At 43.2% G+C, this 22699-nt stretch carries 11 protein-coding genes; 3 read left to right on the plus strand and 8 right to left on the minus strand.

Annotated features, from left to right (window positions below):
* Nucleotides 1-95 precede the first annotated feature (95 nt).
* Entirely contained in the window at nt 96-1352 is a 1257-nt protein-coding gene (locus PMEL_RS08475; RefSeq protein ID WP_120174918.1) for a S41 family peptidase, read from the minus strand.
* Between the two features lie 196 nt (nt 1353-1548).
* Here PMEL_RS08475 and PMEL_RS08480 point away from each other — a divergent pair, with 196 nt between their 5' ends.
* Nucleotides 1549-3936, plus strand: a complete 2388-nt coding sequence (locus PMEL_RS08480) for a TonB-dependent receptor (RefSeq protein ID WP_120174919.1) — start codon at nt 1549-1551, stop codon at nt 3934-3936.
* Between the two features lie 612 nt (nt 3937-4548).
* On the opposite strand, the gene PMEL_RS08485 is transcribed toward PMEL_RS08480, so the two are convergent.
* From PMEL_RS08485 to PMEL_RS08515, 7 genes are all read right to left on the minus strand, one after another.
* Nucleotides 4549-6108: a sulfatase gene (locus PMEL_RS08485; protein ID WP_120174920.1), complete on the minus strand. Its 1560-nt coding sequence runs from the start codon at nt 6106-6108 to the stop codon at nt 4549-4551.
* A 24-nt stretch (nt 6109-6132) separates the two neighbouring features.
* The gene (locus tag PMEL_RS08490; RefSeq protein ID WP_120174921.1) at nt 6133-7941 is read right to left on the minus strand and encodes a RagB/SusD family nutrient uptake outer membrane protein; all 1809 of its coding nucleotides are present in this window, start codon (nt 7939-7941) and stop codon (nt 6133-6135) included.
* Between the two features lie 20 nt (nt 7942-7961).
* A complete protein-coding gene (locus tag PMEL_RS08495) occupies nt 7962-11258 on the minus strand; it encodes a SusC/RagA family TonB-linked outer membrane protein (protein WP_172586779.1) in 3297 nt (1098 codons plus the stop codon).
* A gap of 1886 nt (nt 11259-13144) precedes the next feature.
* Complete coding sequence (locus PMEL_RS08500; RefSeq protein ID WP_231999454.1) at nt 13145-14812, minus strand: fimbrillin family protein; 1668 nt, start codon at nt 14810-14812, stop codon at nt 13145-13147.
* 110 nt (nt 14813-14922) lie between these two features.
* Nucleotides 14923-15162, minus strand: coding sequence for a hypothetical protein (locus tag PMEL_RS08505; RefSeq protein ID WP_120174923.1), 240 nt, complete (start codon nt 15160-15162; stop codon nt 14923-14925).
* Nucleotides 15163-16839: 1677 nt separating this feature from the next.
* Entirely contained in the window at nt 16840-17334 is a 495-nt protein-coding gene (locus PMEL_RS08510) for an S-ribosylhomocysteine lyase (protein WP_120174924.1), read from the minus strand.
* 344 nt (nt 17335-17678) lie between these two features.
* Nucleotides 17679-18386, minus strand: a complete 708-nt coding sequence (locus PMEL_RS08515; RefSeq protein ID WP_120174925.1) for a 5'-methylthioadenosine/adenosylhomocysteine nucleosidase — start codon at nt 18384-18386, stop codon at nt 17679-17681.
* A gap of 106 nt (nt 18387-18492) precedes the next feature.
* Between PMEL_RS08515 and PMEL_RS08520 the strand changes: the two genes are divergently transcribed.
* Nucleotides 18493-20991, plus strand: a complete 2499-nt coding sequence (locus tag PMEL_RS08520) for a YfhO family protein (RefSeq protein WP_120174926.1) — start codon at nt 18493-18495, stop codon at nt 20989-20991.
* A gap of 309 nt (nt 20992-21300) precedes the next feature.
* Nucleotides 21301-22626 carry a Na+/H+ antiporter NhaA gene (gene nhaA, locus PMEL_RS08525; protein ID WP_120174927.1) on the plus strand — a complete coding sequence of 442 codons (1326 nt, stop codon included), beginning with the start codon at nt 21301-21303 and terminating at the stop codon, nt 22624-22626.
* Nucleotides 22627-22699 lie beyond the last annotated feature (73 nt).

Consider the following 22699-nt stretch of genomic DNA (forward strand, 5'->3'; position numbering starts at 1 on the left):
TTTTGTTGCAGGGCTTTTAGCTTTTGTTTCATACGACATTTGAAACCATAAGGTTTCACTTCATTGTCGCAAGTAAGTTCGTCTTGAAACGCTTATCACATTTTATGAGTAAGTTCTTCAGCATAAGATAGTTGAGTATCTTTCCCCGATAGGAAGTCATCAACCTTCATTGGTACAAGGTGGTGGGGCTTAATGCCTTCGCCTTCTAATGGGAATCCCTTCGGAGAATGAGTAAAAGAATGACCGATTGGAAACCAGTAGTACAATCCATGCGTGGTCTTAAACAAACGAGGATTACCACCAGTATCACCCGCAGAAGGCGTACCAACCACGACAGCATCACCACTCTCCTTCATCGTTATTAGGAAGCTCTCAGCGGCAGAAACCGTAACAGGTCCCGAAAGAACAATCACCTTTCCCTTATATCTATCTGGAGAAGGCGACAAAGTTGTGCCGTTCCAAATTGTTCGTTTGCCTTTTATCAGGTGCTGTGCTATAAAATCTCCGACACTACTATCCCCTCCTCCATTATTGCGAAGGTCCACTATAAGGAATGGCAGTTGTTTTAAAGACGTCAAAGCTTTGCTGAACTGCTTGTCAACTCCATCCAACATACTTCTCAAATCAATATATCCAACCTTTGAAGAGAGTTTCTTCCATGTCACATCTTGTTCTTTATTCTTTTCAGGGATATACTTAGATTGCAGATGAACGGTGAGCGTTAGAGGTTTGCCTTGTCGGATAATGTCCAACTTCTTCACCGAATCCGTATAGCTACATAATATACTCTTTGCTGCTCTAAAGTAACGATCGGCATCTGTAGAAGCCGAAACATACTTGGTATAATCAGTTACCCATTTATTCACTGGCACACCATCAACCGCGACAATCTCGTCTTTATCCAGCAAACCAGCCTTTACAGCGAAGTCAGAAGGTTTGTCAACAAACACCCGATCATCAATCACTGTGATATGAGCACCTTGTATAAACCAAGGTTCCTCTATGGATACATTATTTGCGTGAGCACATTTCAGGTTACTAAAAAGCTCCTTTATCAGCAATGAATAAGCCACCTTCGACCGCATTGTGTCAAGACGTTGAAGGCAGGCGGTATGAATTGAGTCGAGATTCAAATGCTTCGTATCTTTATATACATACTCATCTTTGATAACCTTAAACATCTCTTCAAAATCACTTTGAAAATCTTTTGGTTCAACAGGTATCTTATCAGCATTATACGCTTGTACATCTTCCCATTTTAAAGACGTACGCTCCTGATTCCAAACATAAAGAACAAAGGCTGTAAGTAACAGTCCTAAAAACACAAAGGTAAATAAAATAAGTTTCTTCATAATATCTTAATTGGTAATAAATTGTTCTTCGCAAAGATATAAAATATCCTTTACAAAACAAATAGAAATATATAAATTAGACCAATAATTGCAATTATTCCCTCGCTGAATGTGCGAGAACAGCTTTACAATAAGTCTTTCTATTCTAAGTAACTGGGAAAGACAATAAAACAGTATCACCAACGTTATATAATGTATGAAACGTAAGAATATTCAGAAATACATATTACTTCTATTGTTCATGCTGACAGCCCAGTTAGCATTTGCACAATCGTTCACCCTTCAAGGTAAGGTTTCCGACAAGGATGGCAACCCTATTGAATTGGCTTCTGTCATGGTGGTTACGCAAGGAAAACTGTCGATGACTAACCTAAAGGGCGAGTTCAATATGCAATTGCAGAGTGAAGACTCTGTGAAGGTGCGCTTTTCAATGATCGGCTATAAGACCAAGACGAGGGTTCTTGTGCGCCCAAAGGGAAAGCAGACACTGCTCATTCAGTTAGCTGACGACAACGCATTGGAGGAGGTTGTAGTGCAAGGTAAAGCCAAACAGCACGGAACAACAGAAGAATTGGATATTCAAAAAACCAAACAAGGACCATCGACTTCGGGCAATGCTGTCGAAGAAATGGTACAGACTCAGGCGGGTGTTTCAACCCACTCGGAGCTATCTTCACAATATAACGTTCGTGGTGGTACGTTCGATGAGAACTCTGTCTATATCAATAACATAGAAGTATTCCGCCCCTTCCTTGTGCGAAGCGGACAGCAAGAGGGTCTTTCGATTATCAATCCTGACATGGTTGAGGGCGTTGGTTTCTCAACCGGTGGATTCGAAGCGAAATATGGTGACAAGATGAGTTCGGCTTTGGACATCACCTATAAGCGTCCAAAGAAGACGGAAGCATCCATCTCAGCCTCTCTCTTAGGTGCCAGTGCCTACCTCGGATTAGCTACGAAGAAGTTGACATGGACCAATGGCGTGCGCTATAAAACCAATCGTTACCTCCTTGGTTCACTCCAAACAAAGGGCGAATATCGTCCGTCATTCCTTGATTATCAGACTTATCTCTCATGGCAACCCAACAAACGTTGGCAGGTAGATTTCATCGGTAACATCTCTGAAAACCGCTATAACTTCGAGCCAGAAGACCGTGAGACAAACTTCGGAACGCTGCAGAACGTGAAGAAGTTCCGTGTCTACTTCGATGGACAGGAGAAAGATCTCTTCCGTACCTTCTTCGGTTCGTTGGCTATCACACGCCATTTGAGTTCACGCACAGACCTCTCCCTCCTCGCATCGGCTTTCACAACGAAGGAGCAGGAGCGTTATGACATTCAAGGACAGTACTGGCTGACACAGACTGAGACGTCTGAAAACCTCGGTGTGGGTACGTTTATGCAACATTCTCGCGACTATCTCAACGCTAACGTGAAGAGTTTGAAGTTGATGATGCAGCATCGTGCTGGCAAACATAAGATTGAGGGTGCTGTGACCTATAAGCTTGAGAATATCAAGGAGAACTCTGCTGAATACGAATATCGTGATTCTGCGGGTTATAACGTGCCTCACACAGGGCGTGACTTGAAGATGATTTACTCGCTCCGTGCCCGCAATGAACTCAAGGCGAAACGCTTTGAAAGCTATTTGCAGGACACATGGAACTTCCAGACTCGTGACTCTGTGCCAACGCTTTTCACACTGAATTATGGCGTACGCTTCGCGCATTGGGACTTCAACGGTGAGAGCCTATTCTCCCCACGTGCATCGCTGACGATCACACCGGGCAGAAACCGCAACCTTAGTTTCCGCATCGCAGGTGGTATCTACTATCAGGCACCCTTCTATAAGGAGCTTCGCGACACGTCAATCGTCAATGGTGTCACCTATGCAACGCTCAATCAAAAGATTCGTGCACAGCAGTCTATCCACGCATTGGCAGGCATGACCTACCGCTTTGAGATGTTAGGTCGTCCGTTTAAGTTTACTGCGGAGGCTTATTACAAGGCTCTCTCACGCCTCGTTCCATACTCTGTTGACAATGTAAAGGTGACCTACTATGGTGAGAACACAGCCACAGGACACGCAACGGGTCTCGACCTTAAACTCTTCGGTGAGTTCGTTCCGGGTGCTGACTCATGGCTGACGCTGAGTGTGATGAACACGAGTATGAAGTTGAATGGTAAGAGTATTCCGCTCCCAACCGACCAGCGTTATGCGCTCAACCTCTATTTCACGGACTTCTTCCCCGGCACAACACGTTGGCGTATGTCGCTGAAGTTGGCATACGCAGACGGTTTGCCTTTCTCTGCTCCACATCAGGAATTAGAGAATAACACCTTCCGAGCACCCGCTTACAAGCGTGCCGACATCGGTATGAGCTACCGCCTATTAGACAACAATGACGGTCATCGCAATACTATCTTTAAGAACATCTGGCTCGGTCTTGACTGTTTAAACCTCTTTGGTATCAACAACGTCAACTCTTATTATTGGGTGACAGACATCGCCGGACAGCAGTATGCCGTTCCAAACTATCTCACTGGCCGACAAATTAATGGTAGGGTGACGGTGGAGTTTTAGACCTCACCCCCAGCCCCTCTCCGAATGGAGAGGGGAGTAGATAGCGAGATACCCCTATTGGTTAGGGAAAACTTTTAGTCATTTCTAAGCAAACGGTTCCCAGCACTCCCCCTCTCTGTAGGAGAGGGGGTTGGGGGGTGAGGCTTTTCTTTCCCATCAGAGGAGGATGAGGGGGGGACTTTTCTTTCCGTTTTTACAAACAACTTATTCTAATTCTAATTGATTTTTGTAAACTATTTTCGTGTGTATCAAAATCAATACATGCTCTTTAAGCTTTTAAAAGACGCCTAATTGACTTGCAAAAGATGCCCTTTAAGCCCCTTACTAACGCCCTTTTGAAGTCTTATTAAGCACCTTTTTATATGCAATGTTTCAAGTGTTTGATAACAAGTAACTTACACGAGGCGTGAAATTTGCTAATTTATCGTCATTTCTTAGCCTACAAACGGGATTATTTGTAATGAAATTTCAAAAATCAAAAGAGGATATATCAGACGAGCTGACATATCCTCCTTAGAGCTTATTACCCATATCGGCATTAGAACCTGAACAGATTTTAGAATATTGTGGTCTAATGGTCGATTAGGGTTTAATAGAAAGTATTGTTCGAACTTACTTCTTCAAGATGTTCTCCTTATTGCGGATAGGGTCATCATACTGCACCTGCAGCTGGAGGAGTTGCTTCTTCAAGTTCTTTGTGAGCTTCTCTGTGCCTGGCTTACCATAGATATTGTGCATCTGTTCTGGATCTTTCTTTAAGTCGTAAAGCTCCCAAGAGTCAATATCATTGTAGAAGTGCATGAGTGAATAACGCTTCGTACGGATACCATAGTGACGGCAAACAGAGTGCTCGGCTGGGTATTCGTGGTAGTGATAGTAGAGCGACTGACGCCAGTCAGCTGGCTTCTTACCCTCAAGGAGTGGGAGGAAAGAACGGCCCTGAATGTCAGAAGGAACCTTTGCTCCAGCTACCTCGAGGAAGGTTGGTGCATAGTCGATGTTCTGTACCATCTGACTAACAACGCCATGCTTACCACCCGGGAGATAAACCAAGAGTGGTGTGCGGAACGACTCCTCATACATGAAACGCTTATCGAACCATCCATGCTCACCCATATAGAAACCTTGGTCAGAGGTGTAGACAATCATTGTATTCTCAAGGAGTCCATGCTGGCGAAGATACTCAATGACACGGCCCACGTTGCGGTCGACAGAATGAATCACACGCATGTAGTCGTGCATGTAACGCTGGTACTTCCATTCAGCGAGAGCCTTACCAGAGAGTTTGTCTTCCTTAAACTTCTTGATGATTGGATCATAGTAGCTATCCCACTGTGCACGCTGTGAAGGCGTCATACGTTTGTAGTTACCACGTCCCCACTGCTCAAGACCAGTAGTGGTATGAATCTCATTCTCCTTGTCAGCCATCTTGTTGTCATAGATGAGGTCCATATCCTTCATGATATTCATTTCCTGCTTCTGAGCAGCAAGACGACCAGAGTAGTCATCATAGAAAGTCTTTGGCAATGGATAGGTTACGTCATCATAGAGGCGAAGATCGCAGGTATCAGGGTTCCACACACGGTGTGGCGCCTTGTTGTGCATCAACAAACAGAAAGGCTTGTCCTTGTCACGTTTGTTCTCCATCCAGTCTATCGCCATGTCGGCAATGATGTTAGTAACGTATCCCGGACGGCGCACCTTCTTACCATTACTGAGGAAGTCAGGGTTATAATAGTCGCCCTGTCCGATAAGGATGTCCCAATAGTTGAAGCCTGTTGGCAGTGAGGTAAGGTGCCACTTACCAATCATAGCCGTCTGATAGCCCTGCTTTTGGAGCAACTTAGGGAAGGTTTGCTGACCACCATCAAAGGTCTTAGAGTTATCCGTGAATCCATTTGCATGACTGTGCTTACCAGTAAGCATACAAGCACGTGATGGACCGCTGAGCGAGTTAGCAACGAAGCTCTCTTGGAACTTCACACCATTGTCTGCTAACCAGTCGATGTTTGGTGTGTTGATGAAACGCTTATCATAAGCACTGATAGTCTGGTAAGAGTGGTCATCGCTCATGATAAAGACGATATTCATCGGTTTCTTCTGCGCTTGGGCAGGAACGACTGCACCCATTGCAATCGCTCCTGTCAAGCCATATAATACTTTATTTTGCATATATAATAAATTGGTTTATCGCAATTATTTATCCCATCCAGGGTTCTGCTTCCACAGATTGTTAGTCAGTGTGAGCATACGTGTTTCGAAAGGAAGGAGATAATCGCGCTTTGGATTAAACTTCCAACCAGTCTCATAACCTGATGGATTCACTGGCAATACGTAACGCTGAGCGTCACCTGGCTTGCCAGAGAGGTAGATGTTGTTGCCTGATGGCTTGTCATAAACGAGGCTTGTACCATACTTTGCATGATGCTCAAGGTTGCTACCAATAAACAATGCACCGTGTGCACGCTTTCCAACGATCAGCTCATCGGCTGCTGCCCAACGGAAGATATCATCCAATCGACGGCCTTCACAAGCCTGTTCAACACGACGTTCGCGGCGAACAGCCTGCAAATACTTGTCGAGATTGCGGAAAGGATAGTCTGCCTCGGTGTTATACTCTCTGTCGAAGTCGACTGCTGGCATACCAACACGGTCGCGCAAAGGCTTCAAGATAGTAATAATCTGACTTGCGTTAGCAGCACCATCAAGCTCAGCCAAAGCCTCAGCATAGTTTAAGAGGATGTCAGCATAGCGATACTGAATAGCTGGTGTGCTGCCTTTTCCTTCCTGATCAAGGCTTCCCTTATAGTCAATCTGCACGTGCTTCAACATTGAATAACCTGTTTCATTCTTGTTGTAGCCTGAACCATTGAGTGGAGGAACTACATAACCGCCTTGGTCTGGACGAAGAATCTGGCCCGGCATACAAACTGTCTGACACAGACGTGGGTCGCGAACGGTTGGCTTCAGTTCGTCGCCAAAGGTAGCCTTTGCGGTCAACACGGCTGGTCCTACAAATGGTTTGCCATCGATGGTGAGGTAGTCATCCACCAACGATGCGGTAACACCACTACTACCACCACCTTGGTTGAGGTAACGATCAACGCTGTTACCAACGTTCACGCCGTCATAACGCTTGAACCATAACACCTCAGAGTTGTTGCTTAGGTCCTCTGTCTGGAAGATAACGCGGTAGTCATTCAGTGTGTTACCAGTCGTATAGATTTTCCAAACACCTCTGTCTACAACGTCCTTACAAGCCTCAACGCACTGATCTAAGTAAGACTTAATCTTCGCATCAGTAACGGTAGGGTCGAAGAAGGCGTCGTTCTTTGCCTTATGATACTTCTCCCATGTAGCCTCATAGAGTGCCACCTCGCTCTTGAAAGCACGTGCCACGTCCTTGTGGATACGCATTGTAGCACTACTGTTCTGCAAGTTAAGGTTGGCAATAGCCTTATCGAGGTCGGCAAGAATACTATCGGCAATTACCGTTCTTTCCTGCTGCGGCTGGTTCATCTCCTCCTCCTGTGGTTCGAGAGGGCGGTTCACCCAAGCGATTTTACCATAGTTCTTGAACAACTGGAAGTAGAACCATGCACGGAAATAGTAAGCCTCGCCCACGCATTGTTTGTAGGCAGCAGAGTTCTTATCCTTGAAGTTGAGATTATTCAAGAAGAAGTTGACGTTGCGAATATTGTAGTAATGAGAGAGTTTGCCTGCGTTAGCAAGGGTCAAACCACCATTAAGGCGGGTATTAACAGAGCCACTTGCCATGTTATCGCTGTTCATATCGATACCAGCAATACCACCGCTACCCCATGAGTTAAAGTCCTGAGCCTTCACACCAGTCTGATAGAACTGGTCGAGATAGCTGTTCATCTCACCCAAGGAGGTGAAAGGATTGACCGTTGAAAGCACTCCCTCAGGAGACTTATCTAAGTCAAAGCAACTTGTAAGTGTTGTTGCACTCAAGAGTGCTAAACATATATATTTAAGTTTCATAGTTTTATTCTTTTAAGTGATTAGAGATTAACCATAAGTCCAAATGACAGAACCTTGTTCATTGGATAGTTCTTACCGCCTTCACCAGTGTAGCCGTTTGCAGTGAAGATAACCTCTGGGTCGAGCATCTTCTTTAGCTTTGTGAAGGTAAGGAGGTTCTCACCAGAGAAGAACACCTTAACCTGCTGGAGTTTCATCTTCTGTGTCCATGTCTGTGGGAGGACGTAACTCAAGGTCAAGTTCTTCAAACGACAGTAAGCCGCACTCTGCAAATACTGGTCAGTAGGCTGGCTCTTTGTCTTCGCAGCGTATGGACGAACGCCACCTGCTGAGTTGATATAAGGCTTTGGATAGTAGGCATTAGGATTGCTCTCTGACCAATAGTCAAGATGCTCCTTGAAGATAGTTACCTGTGCGTAAGGACCTGTTCCCCAGAAGTAAACACTGTTTGTTGGGTCCCAATCACGCTTGCCTACGCCTTGGAACATGAAGCTCAAGCTAAGTCCCTTCCAGCTAACCATACCGTTGATAGTATATTGATAACGAGGAGAGGTGTTACCGATAATGGTCATATCGCCCATATCGTCGAGTTTATTCTTACCATTGTTCACATAGCCATCATTGTTAAGATCGCGGAAAGCAACGTCACCCGGAGTCCACTTTAAGGTAGAGAAGAAGGTGTTGTTGTGTGTAGCATTGTAGGCATCAGCCTGTTCCTGTGTCTGCAACAAGCCGTCAGTACGATAGCCCCAGATTTCTCCAACGCGTCTACCTCTATACCAGTTGCTTGCTGGAGCAGTACCAGTTGGGTTAGCATAGTCTGTTACGATAGAGGTATAGTCTGCCAAAGAACCACCGATGCTATAGTCGATATCCTTGCCAATCTTACCACGATAATTCAGCGTGAGTTCCCAACCACGATCGCGCAAAGAGGCGTTATTGGTCTGCGGAGCATTAGCACCGAAGAAGTCTGGGAAGTCCACACCAGGACCCAACATATCCTTTGTCTTACGCTCATAGACGTCAAGACTACCCGTAAGGGCATTGTTCATAAAGCCGAAGTCTAAACCGATATTCTTGCTGCTCACCTTCTCCCATGTTGTTGCTGGGTTTACAACGCCCGGCGCAAGGAGGTAAGCATGACGACCATCAGCAAAGATATAGCTTCCCAATCCACTGCTGAGATTCATCGTTGATGCGAAGGTATAGAGGCCTGCACCAGCCTGATTACCCAACTTACCGTATGACATACGCAACTTCAACTGCGATACCTTCTGGCTGAGTGGCTCCATAAACTTCTCACGGCTGATGTTCCAACCGAGTGATACTGATGGGAAGAAGCCCCAACGATGGTCGCGTGCAAAGCGTGAAGAACCGTCATAACGGCCGTTTACTTCGAGCAGATAACGACCCTGATAGTCGTAGTTGATACGGCCGAAGAAGCCACGTGTAGCCCATCCATTGCGGATATCATCTGGCTGTTTGTCGCCTGTTCCCATTGCAGTGTTTGGATTGTGCATTGAGTAAAGTCCAGAGATACCGTTCTTCAAGTAGTCTACCTTATTGTTTTCCTCCTGATAACCAGCCATCAAAACGATGTTATGATCCTCTGCAAGAGTCAATGAGTAGTTACCATAAAGACTAATATTCTGATAGTGGATGTTATAGTTTGAACGCTGATACTTGCCATCAGGACTTGCATCCAACTCACCACGAACACCCTTTGAAGTCGTCACACCATCAGCTGCATAGATGTCTGGCGCAACATTCAAAGCCTCGTAAGAGGTTGTGATAAACTTATTAGTATAATCGGCATTGATAATCAATCCCTTTACTGGATTAACCTCAAAGCCTAAGGTGATGTCATAATGATTGCGCTTTGTGCGGGTGAAAGTGCCACTCTGCAAGTAAGGAATCATTGACAACTCTGTGAAATGACCATGAGGATCAACCACTGAAATCGTTGGACGGAAGCGTGCTAATGAGTGATAGAAGCCTTCGCTCAAACCGCCTGCACCAAATGGAGTATTGTCGACAGAGTGAACATACTTCAAGTTAAGTTTCATCTTCATCCATGAGGTAAGACGAGAAGTGAGGTTTGAAGCGAGGTTCATACGCTCAAAGTTCATCTTCGCATAACGCAAGATACCGTCTTCCTTGAAGTAACCTCCTGATACATAATACTGTGCCTGCTTACCGCCACCGCTCAAACTAACGTTGTGCTGCTGCTTAAAGGCATAGTCCTTATAATGTAATTTGAAGTAATCAACGTTACCAATACCCTTCTCTGTATTCTCAAAGGCAGGGTTCATCGAAGCGTTGGCAGGGAGTTCTTGCCATGGATTCACACTTGATGGGTCGTTCATATACTGCTCTAAGAGCTTAATCTTTTCATCGCTGTAAAGACGAGAAGAGTTGGCATTCGTAACACCAGCATTCCACATCTTTGCAAACTCTACGGCATTTGCCATCTCAGGCAGTACGGTAGGACGGTTCCAACCCATACTTCCCTGATAGTTTACGTGCATCTTGCCTTCCTCACCACGTTTCGTTGTTACCAAGATAACACCGTATGCTGCGCGTGCACCATAGATAGAACAAGCAGAAGCATCTTTCAATACAGAGATTGACTCGATATCGTTCGGATTGACATCGGCAAGACTCATCTCGATACCATCTACCAAAACGTAAGGATGACCAGTACCAGAGAGGTTACCCTGACCACGTAATGACAAGGCTGCAGTAGCACCCGGACGACCAGAGCTACCATTTGATACCATCAAACCGGGTACCAAACCTTGAAGACTCTGCGACGCGTCGGTTACTGGGCGCATCTCAAGTGCATCGCCCTTAACAGATGATACAGAACCCGTGAGGTTCACCTTCTTTTGTACACCATAACCTACGACAACCACTTCGTTCAATGCTTGGTTGTCATCTTGCAGACTAACGGCATAATTAGTCATACCTGCCTTGACGGTTACGGACTGAGGCTTAAAGCCCACATAACTTACTTGTAGTACAGCACCCGGTGCTGCTGAAAGAGAGAAGTTACCATCAACATCAGTAACAGCCATTGCGACTCCATTAACCATAACAGAGGCACCGATAACTGGATCACCGTGGGTATCTTTCACAACACCCTTGATAGTTTGTTTTTGTTGTTGCGTACTTTCAAGTGTTTTTATATTTCCACTTGTAGAACTAAACGCAGGGGTAGCAGCCAATAAACTCAAACACAAAGAGAGTGCCACCCTACTCGTAGCGAATGGGGGGTGCTTCCTCATACCAAGGAAGACAGTAGTAGATTTAGACATAATTACATTGATTTAGGTTTACGGGTGCAAATATAACACTTTTTTTATGAATTCAAAATTAATAATCCATAATCCTCTATTAATTCATAATTCATAATTCAAAATGCATAATTATGATTACTATTGTAATTCATAATGCACAATTCATAATCCATAATTATGATTACTATTGTAATTCAGAGTTCATAATTCATGATTATGATTACTATTGTAATTCAAAATTCATAAGCCAAAATTATTCGAACTGAGTTCTCATCAGTACGTCATAATTATGATATGAAGTGTAAAGCTATTGCAGGTTAGTTGATTTAGTTTACCCACTATCCGTTAGGCAGCCCCCTCCTTTGGAGGGGTTGGGGGAGGTTTCTGTGTCATCTGTTTATCTGTGAGTTCTGTGAGAGAATGTACCGCAACTTTAAGCTTAAAACTTTGAATACCGAGATTTGAAATATTATTACAAATCATCCGATAAAAAGACGAGAAAAAGAGCTAAAAACAAGCATTTTTAATGTCAATATAAGTAGTTTATTATCAAATAGTTGTGAGAGTGCAATTCAAAAGGTGCTTACTTCGACTTCAAAAGGGCGTTAGTAAGAGCTCAAAAGGGCATCTTTTGCAAGCTAAAAGGGCGTTAATTGAAAGCCAATTAACGCCCTTTTATTTTTTAATCTTTGAATTATCTTTACAACACAGAGTGTCGGAAGAAGACGGAGTGACATAAAAAACAAAAGAGACAGAATAAAAAACAGACCCTACCCACAACCCCATTGGTCAGGGCTTACTTACCGATACATATCTATCGCTTAGTGAAAGCTTTTAAAGTGATTTACAATAGCCCCAAAAAACTCTCCATTCTTAGCTCTTTATCAGCCTTTTTATTTAATAATTTGTAAGGGATTTTCATAACGTTGGGTGCTGCATTTTCTCACAGATGACGCAGAGGAACTGAAAGAACAGATTTCCTTTTTACACACTAAAACACTCAGAGACCTAAAGGTCGAGGAAAGCACAGATTTATAGTGAACGAGTTGACGAGTTGCTTGTGCTGATTTTGTGTTTTAACGCTCTGTGTTATCAATAACCTTTAGGTTTCTGTGCGTCCTATGGACTCTGTTCTTCTGTGCTATCTGTGAGAAAATAAAGAAATAGCTACTCTATCACAGCATTCTCTCACAGATGACACAGATGAACAGAAAGAACAGATTTCCTTTTTGCACACTCAAACGCTCAGAGACCTAAAGGTCGGGGAACTCACAGAGTTATAGTGGACGAGTTACGAGTAAACGAGTTGACGAGTTGCTTGTGCTGAATTTTTGTTTTAACGCTCTGTGTTATCCATAACCTTTAGGTTTCTGTGCGTCCTATGGACTCTGTTCTTCTGTGCTATCTGTGAGAAAATAAAGAAATAGCTACTCTATCACAGCATTCTCTCACAGATGACACAGATGAACAGAAAGAACAGATTTCCTTTTTGCACACTCAAACGCTCAGAGACCTAAAGGTCGGGGAACTCACAGAGTTATAGTGGACGAGTTACGAGTAAACGAGTTGACGAGTTGCTTGTGCTGAATTTTTGTTTTAACGCTCTGTGTTATCCATAACCTTTAGGTTTCTGTGCGTCCTATGGACTCTGTTCTTCTGTGCTATCTGTGAGAAAATAAAGAAACAGCGACTCTATCACAGCATTCTCTCACAGATGACACAGAGGAACAGAAAGAACTGATTTTCTTTTTAGCACACTCAAACGCTCAGAGACCTAAAAGTCGGAGAAATCACAGAGAGTTACTTGTGCTGACGAACCCTCCTATCTTTCCATAAAAAAACAAGTTGATAAGTTTTTTACAACTCATCAACTTGCTATGATTTAATTTAACTTGTAAACTCGATTATTTACCCTTCTTGGTTTGCTGAGTATTTGCACTGCTGCTAACACAGATTGGGCGAATGCTATACATGATACACTTAGGATTGTTACCATTTGAATAGCCATTAACAGTACCTGGGTAGAGGCAGCCATTATTTTCGTAGTAAGCTGTGAATGCTGTTGCCTGTGTATAGTTACAAGGGTTCGCATTAGAAGTCCAGTAGAAAGCCTGACCGCCTGGACGCTGAAGACGTGGTGCACCATCATTGTACTCAGTGTAAGCACCAGCGAATGGGAAGAACACACCCTTATCAATATCCTCCTTAGAGAACTTCTTCATACGTGTGTTACGTTCGTAGTACTTACCCACATAGATAGCATTTGAGTGGTTTGTTCTGCCGATAATGTGACCGTTCTTGTCGAGTACCCTACCCTTCTTGCAAGCAGGAACGGTTGGGTCGAAGAGCACTCCAACGATGATGTTGCAGCCCTCTTGATAATAACCAACATACTCACCCGTCTTTGCCATCAGCTTATCAAAATCAGCCTTTGTAGGCAACATAAACTTACCATTAGAAGCATAGTAAGCAAGGTCGCCGTAGCATCTATTCTCAATCACACCCTGAAGATTGCCCATGTGGTATGAGTAATAACGTGAATAATCGTGGCTGTAATTGTTTGCTGCTGCAATGCTACCCCAACGGAAGTGGTCGAAAGCAGAGGTACTGAAAGCACGTGGGAGAAAGTCTGGATAGAGGTTGAATGGGTCTGAATTAGTATAGAAATAATCCCAAGCCTGCTTAGCAAGTCTATAACCTGGAGCCCAGCCCTCTAATTTAGTAGAAGGCTCATACTGCAAGTTATATCTACCCCACTTTGTTCCGTCGATGTCAATACATGGATTACAAGAAACTAAAACGTTCTCGAAATAGTATCTTGCACGCTGAAGGTCATAAGTAGTTCTATCACCAGAAGTATACTTCTCACCATCTACTGTTTCAACAATGAACTTTGGAGAAAAATGTGTATCAGGGAAAAGCAACACATAGAATGTATCCAATGGAACCTCAGCATTTATAGTCATCTCACCCTTTGGCTCATATTTCATTTTGCCTGTAGCGAGGTCAAACTCTGCCTTGGTATAGACATTCTGAAGTGTCAAACTCTTAATCTTCTTCAGAGGTTGACCTTTATACTGCATTGTCACTCCTAAAACAGAGTACTGCTTTTCAAAGGCAACATCAGCCAATGTATTAACACCTTCAGACGAAATATTCTTTACTTTATTCCAAGAGTAATCGAAGAATCTAAAGTTCTCAACGGTACCATTCTGATGCCCCTTTACAACTTCGCCATTATCATAAACTTTATTCTCATCCAATCCTAAATTAACAACACCCAGACGTGTATCAGCCGCATCATATCTGTAAGGATAGAAAACTGCTAACTCATCGCCATCTTTCCAATGAACATTACCTACAAACTTAGAGAAAAATCCGCTCTCTGCAATAGACAGATAATCGTAATCCTTACGTGGAGAGGTAATGTTGTAAGCAATGAGACGATCGCCTTTATTCCATGTGATAGCCTTTACAAGCGACACATTCGTACGTGTCATAGGTGCCTGCACCTCTCTAACAGTAAATGAACGAGTAGCCGAACCTGCCACACCAGATTGTTCATCAGTCACTTCAGTAGAACAAGAAGCAAGTATTAAAGTGGTTGCACTTAGTAATAATGTGTAAAAACTTTTAATGGTCATGATTTTAAGTTTTTAGTTATTTGTTAAATGTTAGAACGTTAATCTTCAAAATTGGTGAAGTAATCCTCTTTTGCTGCAGGAGAAGGAGTGCCTGCCTTTACAGAGCCCCAACTATCTTTAGTCTGACCAATAGGAGGGTTGTTAGGAGGACAAGGAGCTTTTCTGCCAGCTGGTGTAAGACCTCCATTATGTCCACCACCGGTTCCTGCTAACAAGTAACCTTCACTCTCAACTGTTGTACACGCTGTGTACGGTTTCAAATAACTTTTCATATTCATTCTTATTTTTGGGTTATTTCAATTTAATTTTAGGAATTATAGGTTCTATATATATGCATTTTTTTCGAGCCAAGTTTTACCTGAAAATGTAACCAGATTTTACAAGTTAACTTACGATAAATCTCTCCTTATATATAAGAGGTATTATACGCAAAATCCAGATATACTATACGCATTTTTTTAAGTGTAACATAAAGTTTGACGAAGCAAAGATATACAAAAAACATATACACAATTAGATTTCTATTGATAAAAATAACTAATAAAGTTTTACGAATCTGACATTCTTAAATTACGTAAATTTTCGTGTTAAAGAGGCTTTCAAAACTCCAAAATCTAACTAAAATAAACAATCAAAACACAACATAAGTTAAGCAAAAAAGTAAGACTTAACTCCTTTAATCCTAATAAGGTTACGTGATAAGTGTAAAAAATATACCTTTCGAGTACTTTTTAAGGTAAAAACCTGATTAAAAAAGAGATATAAAAAACTCACCTTTCAACTCTAAAAGATAGTATTAAAAAGGCGCAAGTATTACACATTATAAAAATACAGTTTTTGCAATTAGCATTAACTTATTTTCTTCTATCTTAAAATCTTAGTAACAGAATTAGACTAACAAATAAACAAGTCGACAAGTTGACACATTTCATGTTAAAAAGCATATAACTTACCTGCTTTTTTAGACACAACTCAAAAAACTTATTAATATCAAATATGTAAGTTTATGCATATAACTTGTATTTTTAATCTACAATCTAATTAAGACGTTTGAAACAGCTTTACTACTCAAACACCTTCATTACTTACTAATCACTCATCACATTACAAGCCCCTCACCAGCGACTCTATGACCAGATTAATCCTTGAATACGTCACAAACATTTCTTTGCTCTACCTTTATATTATATACAAGGTGATACTATCTTCATAGAATGAGTAAATAAAACATCGCATATTAAATTCGTAAATGCGAATACTCGCAGTAGGAAAGATATTGACAAAATGGTTAAAGAAAAGACAAGGAAAAGGGCTAAAAACAAACACTTTTAGCACCCTTATAAGTCTTTTGCTATCAAGTAGTTGCAAAGGTGGCTTTCAAAAGGTGCTTAATTGGACTTCAAAAGGGCGTTAGTAAGAGCTCAAAAGAGCATCTTTTGCAAGCTAAAAGGGCGTTAATTAGAAGCCAATTAACGCCCTTTTATTTCCCTTAATTTGAATTTCCTTTACAATACAGAGTAAGAACAAGAGACATAATGTAAACAATAAATAGAGGAAGAAAGTACATAAGACACAGCAACAGAGGAACAAAGTTCTTTCGAGTAACAAGTAGACATGTAGACAAGTTGACCTGTTGCTTGATTGATAGATAAAAAATAAACCAGTTGATAGAAAACAAATCATATAACTTGTTTACTTATCAACTGGTTTACTCGTCTACTAAAAACTTGTTAACTAAAAACTTGTTCTTATGTTACTCTGTCTTTACATACCCTGTCTACAAGCAACTTATCTACATGTCAACTTGTTACTCGAAAGAACTTTGTTCCTATGTTACTATGTCTACAATTACCCTGTCTACAAGCAACTTATCTACATGTCAACTTGTTACTCGAAAGAACTTTGTTCCTATGTTACTATGTCTACAATTACCCTGTCTACAAGCAACTTGTCAACTACTTCTCTGGGTAAATGAGGTTAGCGTCAGTGATGTTATTGAGCACCTCAGTGAGGAACTTACGTGACTCCCACTTCGCCATAGGCAGGTCGTGGAGCAGGTAGTTACCACAGTCGCGTGGAGCAGCACCAGGGATTTCACCCTCGAAGTCGGCAACGAATTGGAAGGTGCGGCGCATGAGATCGACAACATCTTTCGACTCAAGGTCGCCACGAAGGATAAGATAGTTACCTGTGAGGCAGCCCATTGGACCCCAATAGATAACACGATCTTTCCACTCCTCATCGTTACGAAGATAAGTAGCAGCCAAGTGTTCGATGGCGTGAATGGCACCCACGTGCAACACTGGCTCACGATTCGGTTCTTTCATACGGACATCGAAGGTGGTAACGGTCTCGCCACCCACTTCGTCCTTACGACTTACATAAATGCCACGCAGCAAACGCTCGTGGTCAATGGTAAAGGAAGGAATCTTGTTTAATTCAGAATTCATAATTCAAAATCCGTTATTAATTCATAATTCACAATTCACAATTCATAATTATGATTACTATTATAATTCAAAATTCAAAATTCATAATTCAAAATTCATAATTCAAAATTCATAATTATGATTACTATTATAATTCAAAATTCATAATTCAAAATTCATAATTCAAAATTCATAATTATGATTACCGCGGTTAGCTTCAGTTTTATCCATAACCTTTAAGCTTTTGTTAGCTAAAAAGAAATCTGTATATCTTTAGTTCCGTGATAGAATCAAGCGGACAAGTAAACAAATTATTTATTCTATAAACTCTGCCCACATCGGTAATCATAATTATGAATTCTGAATTATGAATTCTGAATTAAATTAATAAAGTGTTTCGTCACCTCAAAACTGCCGTTAGCAATGCGCTCCCAGAAGTCGTAGTACTGGCTGGCTTTGTTGTCTTTGAGTGGAACATCGCTGATGACACGGAAGGAAACGAAAGGCGTTTGATAGATATGGCAGACCTGCGCTATCGAACAACTCTCCATATCGACGGCTGTTGCCTCAGGGAAGTGGTTCATTATCTCTTGCATCTTCTCGCGTGAGTTGACAAACCATTCGCCACTGACGGTCAGTCCTGCCTTGACGTGTAAGTCCTTACAATCAGGCAAGTTGTTTAGTGACAGTGCCTTTTCAATCAACTCAGTAGGAGCCTTGAAGCGAGCAGGCATACCGATAATCTGACCGAAAGCCACCTCATCGCCACAGTAGGCATCGTGGTAAGCACACTCTGTTGCCACCACCACATCGGTAACCTCCAATGAAGTGTCAGCACCACCCGCACAACCACTTGAGATAACAAGGTCGGGATGGTAATGGTTTATCATCTCCACCGCACCGATAGTAGAGTTAACCTTACCGATACCGCACTGCTGCAAGATGATGTCCTTCTCTCCCAACTGTCCCGTAACGAAGTCTTTATGATTGAAATGCTCCGTCTCGGTATTGGAAAGAATTGCTTTAAGTTGCTCGAACTCTTTGTCCATTGCAACGATGATTCCTATTTTCATACTGCAAAGGTACGAAAAAGTTACAAGTTGGATATTGTAAGTTCTTAGTTTTTTGTAACTTTGCAGAGATTAATCCATAAGTCAGACAAAAGCAAAATAAATAATAATGAAAACTTGGAAAAGATTTCTACCCGATGTAGTGGTAGTCGTGTTGTTTGCGGTCATCTCGTTCGCTTACTTCTTCGTACCCGTCACTCAGGGTAAGATTCTCTATCGCCACGATGCCTCAGCAGGTGTCGGTTCGGCACAGGAAATGACAGAGTACCAGAACCGTACAGGTGAGGCAACACGCTGGACAAACGCCATCTTCGGTGGTATGCCTACCTATCAGATGTCGCCATCGTATCAGTCAACAGACGGACTTTCGCAGGTGATGAACGCTTATCACCTTTGGTTGCCTGAGAATGTATGGTTCCTTTTTGTCTATCTCTTAGGTTTCTATATTCTGCTGCGAGCCTTCGACTTCCGACAGTCGTTGGCAGCCTTGGGTAGTATCATGTGGGCGTTCTCGTCCTACTTCCTCATCATCATTGCTGCTGGTCACCTCTGGAAGGTAATGGCGTTGGCTTATCTTCCACCGATGATTGCCGGTGTTGTCTTGGCTTATCGTGGGCGTTATCTGTCCGGATTCATTGTGACAGCCATCTTCACAGCCTTTGAAGTAAAGGCCAACCACGTGCAGATGACCTATTACTATCTGTTTATCATCCTCTTTATGGTCATTGGCTATCTCGTGCAAGCCGTTCGTGAGAAGCAACTTGCAGGCTTCCTCAAGGCTACGGGCGTATTGGCTGTAGCGGCATTGATTGGTGTTTTAATCAATCTCTCAAGCCTTTACCACACATGGCAGTATCAGAAAGAGAGTATGCGTGGCAAGAGCGAGTTGCTGAAAGCTGATGGTGCAAACCAGACAAGTTCAGGACTTGATCGCGACTATATCACTCAGTGGAGTTATGGTATTGATGAGACAATGACCTTACTCGTGCCTGATGCAAAGGGTGGAGCGAGTGTTCCATTGAGCCAAAGCAGTACGGCTATGTCGAAGGTTGACCCACAGATACAGTCAATGATTCCACAGCTCTACGACGCTTTCCCACAGTATTTCGGCACACAGCCGGGTACGAGCGGGCCTGTTTACGTCGGTGCATTCGTTCTCTTCCTCTTCATCTTAGGCCTTTTCATCGTGAAGGGTACAACGAAGTGGGCATTGTTGGCAGCTACAATACTATCCATTCTCCTCTCATGGGGCCATAACTTCATGGGCTTCACCAACTTCTTCCTCGATTACATCCCAATGTATGCGAAGTTCCGAACGGTGGCAAGTATCCTTGTTATCGCTGAGTTCACCATCCCTCTCTTGGCTGCTCTGACCTTAAAGCGCCTTGTTGAGGAGCCAGAACTCTTAGGACAGAAGATGAAGTATGCTTATATCAGCCTCGCTTTGACAGCGGGTGTGGCAGTCTTAGTGGCTGTATTCCCAGACATGATGGGTCCGTTTGTCAACGATCAGGAACGCCAGATGATTAATAGCATTCAGGGCATGGACGGCAATACGGCTGGAACAATCCTCGCTAATATCTCCGCTATGCGTGCTGCAATGGTCAGCTCTGATGCTTGGCGTTCGGTTATCGTTATCCTCATCGGCTTCGCTCTACTCTTTGTTTACAAGATGAAGAAGTTGCGTGCCGACTATATGGTGGCTGGTCTTTTGGTACTTTGCCTTGTTGATATGTGGCAGGTGGACAAGCGTTACCTCAATGACGAGATGTTCGTACCAAAGAGTGAGCGTGATATGCCACAGCAACCAACGGCAGCCGACCTTGAGATTAATAAGGACAAGAGCCTCGACTATCGTGTATTGAACTTTGCTTCAAACACTTTCAACGAGAACGAGACTTCTTACTTCCATAAGAGTATTGGTGGTTATCACCCTGCTAAGCTCCGTCGTTATCAGGAGATGATCGATGCTTACATCGCTCCAGAAATGCAGAAGACGATGCAGGCGATTGCTGCTGCAGGTGGTAATATGCAGGCTGTGGATGGTGCTAAGACCTTCCCAGTGCTGAACATGCTTAACACGAAGTACTTTATCCTTCCACTGCAGGGTGGCACAACGGCACCAATACAGAACCCTTACGCACAGGGTAACGGCTGGTTTGTTAATAAACTCACCTATGTCAACGATGCCAACGCAGAGTATGCAGAGGTGGGTAAGATTGACGTGCGCCATGAAGCCGTAGCCGACAAGAAGTTTGAAGCTGCTTTGGGTCAGGCAAAGGCGAACGACTCAACAGCAACTGTGAAGCTCGACAAGTATGAGCCTAACAACCTGCAATACACCGTTAACTCAAAGAATGGTGGTGTGGTAGTCTTCTCTGAGGTCTACTATCCGGGTTGGACAGCCACTATCGATGGTCAGCCAGCAGAGCTTGGACGTGTGAACTACATCCTCCGTGCCGTAAGCGTGAAGCCGGGTAAGCACACGGTAGTACTCGACTTCCACCCAACAAGTATCTCTACTACTGAGACTATTGCTTACATCTCTATCGTTATCCTCCTCTTGGCGATTGCAGGAGCAGGGTATATGGAGTGGAAGAAGAAGTAGAAGCCCCACCCCATCCCTCCCCGAAAGGGGAGGGCGTAGAATGCGCGATACCCCTTAGTATTTCTGAACTTGTAGTAACTGCCAGAAGGGAAGTTAGGGGAAAGGACGAGGAAATTCCCCATAAAGGATGAAAGCTGGAAGATAAAAAAGGATAAGACTGAATCCCCCTCGCAAGTATATTGGCTTACGAGGGTATTCCGTTTAAATCGAAGAGTGTTTAGAACATAGGCTTTATATGCTTTTATTATACAAGGCTTATAGCGTTCCTCACCTTTTATATATATTGTAAAACAAGATAACAAGAAAATTATGAGACAACGAGTTGAAGAGAAACTGAATCAATATTTGATACTACCGATAAAGCTGTTTATGGGTAGGGAGAAGTCGGGAGGTATCGTTCTGCTTTTCAGTGTAGCCTTGGCAATGGTGTTGGCAAACACCAACTTAGCAACAAGCTACTATCATTTCTTTGAGCAGGAGGTAGGCTTTATCATCAACGGAGAGCCTTATCTGAATTATAGTTTACACCACTGGATTAACGATGGACTGATGGCGATGTTCTTCTTTGTAGTAGGCTTAGAACTAAAAAGGGAATTCATCGGTGGCGAACTCGCTGACATCAGAAACACAATTCTGCCCATAGGTGCAGCAATAGGCGGTATGATCGTACCTGCCGTGATATTTCTAAGTCTTAATATAGGAACGGCAGAAGCAAAGGGATGGGGTATACCAATGGCAACAGACATCGCCTTTGCCTTAGGAGTGATCTATCTCTTAGGAGATAAAGTACCTGCCTCGGCAAAGCTTTTCCTGACAACACTTGCCATAGTAGACGACCTTGGGGCCGTTCTCGTTATCGCCTTCTTCTATACCTCCGAACTCTCTATCGTGAGTTTGCTCTTTGGCTTCGCCTTCCTTGCCGTGATGTTTATAGGCAACAGACTCGGTATCAAGAGCCTATTCTTCTATGCCGTACTTGGTATCGGTGGTGTATGGGTAACCTTCTTGCTATCAGGAATCCACGCAACAATCGCAGCCGTACTCGCCGCCTTCATGATTCCAGCCGATGCAAAGATTAACGAGTCAGTCTATCTCAAGCGTATTAAGAGACTGACAAGACGTTTTGAGAAAGAGGAAGCAAACGAGGTTAGAACCTTGGAAGAGGGGCAGGTTGACGTGCTGACACATATACAGCATGACACTACTATTGCAATCCCCTTGTTGCAACAGCTTGAACATAAGATGGCACCTATCGTTACCTTCTTAATTATGCCTATCTTTGCGATTGCCAATGCAGGTATCAGTTTCACGGATTTAAGTCTATCTGACATCTTCTCTACCCACGTAGCACTCGGTGTGACACTCGGCTTGTTCTTAGGAAAACCAATTGGCATTGTCAGTGCAATCTTTTTAATGGTAAAAATGCGTTGGGCAACACTTCCAAGTGCCATCACTCCTCGCACACTGCTGGGCTTAGGTATGCTTGCCTCCATCGGCTTCACAATGTCGATGTTCATCTCTACCCTCGCTTTCACCGATGAGCTATTAATGACACAAGCAAAGTTGGGTATCTTCCTCGCCTCCATCTTAGGTGGAATAGGTGGGTATGTACTGCTGAATAAGAAAAGTAAGTAAAAACAAGCAGCCCCACCCCATCCCTCCCCGAAAGGGGAGGGCGTGAAATGTAATGAAGGCAACCAGCCCACCC

The organism is Prevotella melaninogenica (assembly GCF_003609775.1).
Classification (GTDB): domain Bacteria; phylum Bacteroidota; class Bacteroidia; order Bacteroidales; family Bacteroidaceae; genus Prevotella; species Prevotella melaninogenica_A.

Bases quoted from the DNA above. Each gene is read 5' to 3' on its own strand.
- PMEL_RS08475 (WP_120174918.1), bottom strand. From the start codon at position 1,352: ATGAAGAAACTTATTTTATTTACCTTTGTGTTTTTAGGACTGTTACTT.
- PMEL_RS08480 (WP_120174919.1), top strand. From the start codon at position 1,549: ATGAAACGTAAGAATATTCAGAAATACATATTACTTCTATTGTTCATG.
- PMEL_RS08485 (WP_120174920.1), bottom strand. From the start codon at position 6,108: ATGCAAAATAAAGTATTATATGGCTTGACAGGAGCGATTGCAATGGGT.
- PMEL_RS08490 (WP_120174921.1), bottom strand. From the start codon at position 7,941: ATGAAACTTAAATATATATGTTTAGCACTCTTGAGTGCAACAACACTT.
- PMEL_RS08495 (WP_172586779.1), bottom strand. From the start codon at position 11,258: ATGTCTAAATCTACTACTGTCTTCCTTGGTATGAGGAAGCACCCCCCA.
- PMEL_RS08505 (WP_120174923.1), bottom strand. From the start codon at position 15,162: ATGAATATGAAAAGTTATTTGAAACCGTACACAGCGTGTACAACAGTT.
- PMEL_RS08510 (WP_120174924.1), bottom strand. From the start codon at position 17,334: ATGAATTCTGAATTAAACAAGATTCCTTCCTTTACCATTGACCACGAG.
- PMEL_RS08515 (WP_120174925.1), bottom strand. From the start codon at position 18,386: ATGAAAATAGGAATCATCGTTGCAATGGACAAAGAGTTCGAGCAACTT.
- PMEL_RS08520 (WP_120174926.1), top strand. From the start codon at position 18,493: ATGAAAACTTGGAAAAGATTTCTACCCGATGTAGTGGTAGTCGTGTTG.
- nhaA (WP_120174927.1), top strand. From the start codon at position 21,301: ATGAGACAACGAGTTGAAGAGAAACTGAATCAATATTTGATACTACCG.